This is a genomic window from Pedobacter sp. 05L430, from assembly GCF_056397585.1.
On sequence record NZ_JBFTNT010000233.1, the window covers coordinates 1 to 6,720 of the forward strand.

Here is a 6,720-nt window from a genome sequence, read left to right on the forward strand (position 1 = left end):
ATTTTACCCTGTCTGCTGCTTTTTGGGTTATCTACGGCCAATCCAAATGCTGCAGCTGGTTATTATGGTATTGAACCTGCTGATGTTCAATATTCAATGATCATATTCTATGCTGCAGTTGCCAGTTTCTTTGCCTTGGAAAGGCGTTTTTTTGTGTACCTGGCTACTAAGGAGTATTTCCTTGTAGGGATTATACTRCAAATTGTTACTTCATACATTTGCTATAACACGCATAATTTACATACGCTTTTTATATTCAGGTTTATACAGGGAATGGCCAATTGTGGTACAACAAGCATTTGCATTACATTAATATTTAGCAGAATTCAGAGCGAAAGGGCCAGAGAAATCGGCTATTCTATTTTCTACGGCATGCTGTTGTGTATAAGTCCGATATCTATGCTGCTTACCGCACCAATTGTAGATGCCTACGATTACAATTTCTTGTATAAAKCCATCATATTTTGCTATTTACCTGGTGCTATTTTGCTATTGTCTATCATGAATACGGTTCGTTTAAACCGTAAGATTCCACTTTATCAGGTAGATTGGGCCAGTTTTGTGATCTATGCACTAGTTTTATGCCTGATTGGTTATGTGCTGGCATATGGTCAACAATACTATTGGTTGCAGGATAAACGCATAGTTAGAAGTTGCGGTGCAATATTGGTACTATTGCTCCTCCATATTTTAAGACAGCTCAATTTAAAGAGACCTAGCCAGAACATGGAAGTGTTCAAATACAGAAACTATATTGTTGGTGTGTTTTTAATCTTTGTGCTTTATATTGTTCGCGGTGCACTAAACATTACAAATCTATACTTTGCTACTGTTTTGGGGATGGATCCAATTCATATCGCGTACATCATGGCTGCCAATATTGTGGGAATAGTGATCAGTATTTTAATTTCTTCAAGACTTTTAATCTTAAAAAGGCCAATGAGATTGATCTGGATCTATGGTTTCGGCTTGCTGTTGATATTTCACACCTGGATGATCTTCCTTTTTAATACTCAGGCAGATGCTTCAACTTTTATCATTCYATTAATTGTTCAGGGAATGGGAGCAGGTATGTTAATGACGCCTGTAATCGTTTTTGCTGTTTCTTCGGTTCCTGAACGTTTGGGTGGTACGGCTTCAGCCGTTGGTGTGTTCTTTCGCTTTTTAGGTTTCTGCAGCAGTATCGCTTTAATTAATTTTTATCAGCTTTATAATAGAACCAATCACATAAACCGTTTTCAGGAGCATATCACTTCTTTAAATCCGGTAGCGGTGGAAAAACTAGAGATGTATAAAAGAGGATTAGTTGGAAAGGGAGTTTCTACAGGTCAGGCTGCTAAAATTGCTCAGGGATTGCTCGGCAGATTCATAGAAACTCAAGCTCAATTGAGATCAGCAATAGATTACTATACGGTTATAAGTGGTTTATTGATTGTTGTAATCCTTATAATTGCATTGATTCCCTACATTAACAGGACTATTATTAATCTTAAATCAAAGCAACCTGCTCCAATATCTTACTAGTTGCTTATGCCTGGTCTTCACATAGTTCACATTACACACACATTCTTCACAAAAAGGTACCCTTTTGTGGGTTTGGTGTGAAGGATGTGTGTAGAATGAGTGAAGAAGTATCTAGAACTTGTAGGTAAAACCAGCTCCGAAAATCTGTTTAACCTGTAAAGCTTTTTTGAATTCACCTTCAATCCTGGCTCCATTAGCATCTAAGATTGGGATTTCAGTCTTGTCGTCATAAAGCAATTGTACACCAGCGTTTACGGTTACAAATTTGTTTACCTTCATGAAAAGGTTGGCTGTATAATCTGTATAAACGTTTTGTGGTTTATCGAGATAGTTAGAGTATAATTTCAGGATGTTCTCTAAACTAATATTTTCTACAAGATTTACTTTGTAATACACATCTAATGAAGCACCAAACTCATAACGAAGCCTTTTCATTGGGTCGTTCCCAAATGATTCAGCTAAATTTCTGTTCCTTACAAAAACAAAACGGGAAGCAAAGGGAGAAATGTTGACCCTGAAATTATCATCGCGTTTATAGGCAATACCAGGACCAAGAGTTAGGTAAGCTGGTGCAAACAGATCTGAAATCAGCGTTTTTCCATCTCCCTCGTACCTATATCCTTTAGCGAATTGCGTTTGGAAATTCGCATAAAAGGTATACATCCAATATTTGGAGGCTTTATAACCGAGCAAACTATTTAATATAAGCCTGTCGTCATTTTTACGAACGCCAATATCGTCTTGCTTGCTCAGACCAAATCCAACGATTGCTTTATTGTCCCAGGTCCATTTGTTTTTTTTATAGTTAAAGTCGTAGTTAAAAACGAGATTTCCAGCAATTGAATTTACACCTCCTGCTGCCCAATTTGAAAATGAGCTTTGATTGATTAAGAAAGTATTCTCCCCGTGAATTGTCCAGGTTTTAGTCGTATCTGCAGCGGGTGTGTCTTGTGCATAGCCAATAAAGCTGGCACACGACAATGAAAGTAATAGGGCGATTTTTTTCATAATAGGTACTGTTTTTGATAAATTTTAAACAATTGTGTTCTAATTTTTTCGATAAATGATTAATCTAATATCGTAAAATGTTATTATTTTATCAAAATATACGCCCGTACTGAAAGAGGAGTATGCTTTTGGTTTAGCTATATTAGAGATACTGGTCTGGTGCCATTGTTGGTGCCAAACCAGTATCGAGTGTTAAGCTTCTTTAGTTTATTTTGTATAAACTACCGTCTGTCCAAGTGAATAAATCTGACTTGAATAGTTCTTGTCAACAACTTTTGTATTTCCCATAAGTTTTACCGTAATGTGGTAGGTTTTTGCTGCATCAGGCAATTGGTATACAAATTCTGTGGGTGCATTAGCAAGTGTAGTAGAAAATACCGAAACTGTTTTTGTAACACTTATCACCTCGTTTACCTCAACAAATACGTTTAAAGGCTGAACAATTTGATCTGAAACGGAGGACGGAATACCCCAGGTTAACTTTACTTCCTTTTCAGCTGTTTTCTGTAATTGAAGGTTGGTTACCATTGGCAAACTCACTCCAGCTTTGCTTTCAATAACCGGCTCTTTCTTACAGCCGGTAAACAGAAAAATCAAAGGGAGACAACACATATAAATAATTTTTTTCATCACTATATAGATTTTAATATCCTGGATTCTGTACATAAGTTCCTTGAGAGTAATTCATTTGAGGCTGAGGAATAGGTAGGAATTCATCCCTGCCAGCAGTAAAATGTGCAAGGTTAAACCAATCAAAACGTTTTTTCTCCTTTTCAATGTAGGCGTTCATTACCGTACTTAACTGTCCCCAACGCATGAGATCGTAAAAGCGTCGTCCTTCGCCTGCAAGCTCCAACCTGTCTTCCCACATTAATGCTTTCCATGCAAAATCTTTGGTCCAGGTACAGTTTACACCGGGTTTATATTGTTCTACTTTATAATTCATCCACAAACTTCCATCGTCTTTCTTTAAACGGCCAAGGCTATTTGCTGCCCGTGCCCTTATTCTGTTTATGATGGGGAGGGCTTCATCAGTTCTATCTAATTGGATTAAKATTTCGGCCTTCCAAAGCAATACTTCTGCATAGCGAATTTCTTTCYTGTTCATTGAATTTTGAACATAAAAAGGCTTGAACATGYAGTTACAATCAGGACGGACCTGTTCTTTCATAGAGTTGAAGTATCCATATTGAAATGGCGCACGTGATCCAGATTCATCAAACATAAGTTTGTTGTCATATTTCCAGGGATAGCCAGGTATCGCCACAGTGTGTCCCATTCGTGGGTCAAAAGCATGATCCTTGAAATACTGTTTGTAAAGCTGTCCGCCTAATTCAGTATTGTTGTAATTGTCGAAATCAGGTAACCCGGTTCCATCAGTTTTAAAAGCATTTATCATGTTGTGGGAGATTTTATGAAAATCGCAGCAGCCAAAATACGGAGACCACCAGGGTGCATTAAGCTGATCGCCCCAGTTTACCCTTCCATTGGTTGTTCCATCGTCTAAAGAGTACTGGATTTCCCAAAGAGACTCTTTGGTATTGTTATCATATTCAATCATAAAGTTCTCTGCAAAATCCGGAGTCAGGTCATACTGCGATCCATCTCTTGCGGTAATTTCATTAATATGTGCCAAGGATTTGTTTAAAGTTTCTTTGTTGATATTAGTCACCTCATGCCTGTCATTTTTTTCATACGCTCTAAATAGTAGGGCTTTGGCGGCAAGGGCATGAGCGGCAAACTTAGTAGGGCGGCCCTTTTCGGCCTGGGTTTCTGGCAATATATTGGATGCATCTTCTAAATCCTTGATGATCTTATCCCACAATTCAAGGTCGTTTACGGAACCTTTAGGCCGGTTGGAAATTCCTGCAACTACCACGGCATCTGTTGCGACGGTTTCGTCTATCCATGGTACATAATTCCATCTTAATTTCATCCCCAGATAAATCCATCCTCTTAGAAATTTCATTTCTGCAATACGTTGTTCTTTGGCTGCAAACTGCGTTTCGTCAAATTTACCTAACAGGCGCAGCGCACCATTGGCACGGCTGATGGCACAGTAACCCTGATACCATGGCCCATCATTATTTCCAACGTTTGGCGTTACAGCTGAAAAGATCTCCATTTCGTACCATGGAGTTTGATCACTTAAACCACCTCCACCTTTATAGGCATCGTCAGAGCGGAGACTGGCTATCCAGGGTGCATGGGTATCAGGATATCCCAGATTCGGCATGTAGGCGTACGCTGCCGTTACAAAGTTTTCCAGTTGTTCCGGATTGGACACCTGCTCTTCAGTTAAAGCGCCCTTGGTTGATACATCGAGGTACTTTTTGCACCCAAAGAATAGGATCATTCCAAGGAGTGCTATAATTATTTTATATTTTTTCATTTTCTTACGTTTTAAAATGTTACGTTAATACCTAAGTAAGTAGTAAGTGGCATTGGATAGCCCGTGCCTGGATTTTCGGGATCTCCTGCGGTGAACTTGCCACTTTTAACGGTAAAAAGATTTTGAGCAGATATGTACAACCTTAACCTTTCTACGCTGATCTTCTGAGTAATTTTTGAGGGGAATGTATAGCCTAAATCAGCACTTCTGAGTTTCACGTAAGATCCCGGCTCGATAAAGTAGGTAGACAATCTTTTTTCACCATTTGAGTCGCGTCGTGACAATGCTGGGATGTCTGAATTAGGATTTAAAGGGGTCCAGGCATCCAGCACGCGGAGTGGGTGATTTCTGTCGTTCTGAACACCTATGTTCCAGAAATCGCTCAGTTCTTTCCATGAGTTATATACGTCGTTGCCAAAAACACCCTGAAAAAAGGCGGTAAAATCGAAATTTTTATAAGAAGCCTGAAGATTTAGACCAGCCATTAAATTGGGATCTCGAACGCCTATCCAGGTACGGTCGTAGGCTTCATTAATTACCCCGTCTCCATCCAGATCTTTGTATCTGATCCTTCCAATACCTTTTCCTGGTTGTTGGGCAGAATTATCAACTTCTTCCTGCGTTTTAAAAATACCATCGGCAACCAGGCCATAAAATGAATTAAGTGGCCGACCAAGAACATCGTCTAACAATCCATTGCCACCATAAGCGTACCTAACACTTGAAGGCAGGCCTGTAATTTTATTTTTGTAGGCAGAAAAATTAGTGGTGATGTGATAAGAAAAATCACCCTTGGTGTCATTCCAGCCCAGGATCAATTCAAACCCTTTGTTCGTCATATCTGCACCATTGATCCACTTGTATCCACCTTCACCCAAAGCTCCAATATAGGGTGGTAGAAAAAGCATGTCTGTTGTTTTCTTATTAAACCAATCCAAAGATCCCGTAAGGCGATTGTTTAAGAAAGCAAAATCAACACCTATGTTAGTTTGGGTAGTGGTTTCCCACTTTAAATCCTGGTTACCCAAACTTCTTCTGAGGTATCCTGATGGGATACCACCGGTTTGATTACCGGCTATCGGATAAGAAGTCCCATCAACATTTACACCGTAAATGTTTACCAGTAATGCTGAGGCGAGTGGTGCAGAATTACCATTTTGGCCCCAGCTTGCCCTTAGTTTCAAATCTGAAATAGCGCTGACATCCTTTAAGAAGGATTCGTTCTTAATTCTCCAGCCGGCGGAGAAGGCAGGAAAGAAACCGTATTTATTGTTTTCTCCAAATACAGAAGAACCGTCACGGCGAATAGTTGCGGAAAGCAAATATTTGGACGCATATGCGTAATTGATCTTTCCAAAGTAAGAGAAGAGCTTTCTTTCATTACCTCCGCCTAACAGGCCTTTGCTATCACCCGTTGCTGTTCCAAGGTAAGCGTAATCTCTATTTTCTAATAGCAGTCCGTCGCGGTTACCCTGAAAATTTTCCTGTAAAAGTTTGTAGGCTTCCAAACCGCCAAGCATATCMACCGTATGTTCTCCAAGCTTAAGGTTATAGGTTAATGTATTTGTCCAGGTAGTTCCAAGGTCATGTGTGTTATTTTGAAACACCCTGTTTATGGTATTACTTTTTCCTCCGGCCTCAACCCACTTCGGATCAATTGTTCTGTCGTATTCCATCGTATAATCTACACCAAATTGGGTTTTAAGTGCCAGATTAGGCAGGATCTTCAGATTTGCATAGACAGTTCCCAATGCCTTTAAATAGTTATTCCTGTTGTCTTTTCTTATCAATAGGTC

The 6,720-nt window shown here is 39.4% G+C and carries 5 protein-coding genes; 1 reads left to right on the forward strand and 4 read right to left on the reverse strand.

Annotation, left to right across the window (positions count from 1 at the left end):
- On the forward strand, positions 1 to 1,524 hold a 1,524-nt coding region (locus AC1DG9_RS20870), incomplete at its 5' end, for an MFS transporter (protein WP_477635173.1).
- 111 nt (positions 1,525 to 1,635) lie between these two features.
- Here the strand turns inward: AC1DG9_RS20870 and AC1DG9_RS20875 are convergent.
- The 4 genes from AC1DG9_RS20875 to AC1DG9_RS20890 form a co-directional block, all read right to left on the reverse strand.
- The gene (locus AC1DG9_RS20875) at positions 1,636 to 2,532 is read right to left on the reverse strand and encodes a DUF3078 domain-containing protein (protein ID WP_337716063.1); all 897 of its coding nucleotides are present in this window, start codon (positions 2,530 to 2,532) and stop codon (positions 1,636 to 1,638) included.
- A gap of 207 nt (positions 2,533 to 2,739) precedes the next feature.
- Positions 2,740 to 3,162, reverse strand: coding sequence for a DUF4945 domain-containing protein (locus AC1DG9_RS20880; protein WP_337716065.1), 423 nt, complete (start codon positions 3,160 to 3,162; stop codon positions 2,740 to 2,742).
- 13 nt (positions 3,163 to 3,175) lie between these two features.
- The gene (locus AC1DG9_RS20885) at positions 3,176 to 4,924 is read right to left on the reverse strand and encodes a RagB/SusD family nutrient uptake outer membrane protein (protein ID WP_477635174.1); all 1,749 of its coding nucleotides are present in this window, start codon (positions 4,922 to 4,924) and stop codon (positions 3,176 to 3,178) included.
- Positions 4,925 to 4,935: 11 nt separating this feature from the next.
- The coding region (locus tag AC1DG9_RS20890; RefSeq protein ID WP_477635175.1) for a SusC/RagA family TonB-linked outer membrane protein at positions 4,936 to 6,720 on the reverse strand (1,785 nt) is incomplete at its 5' end.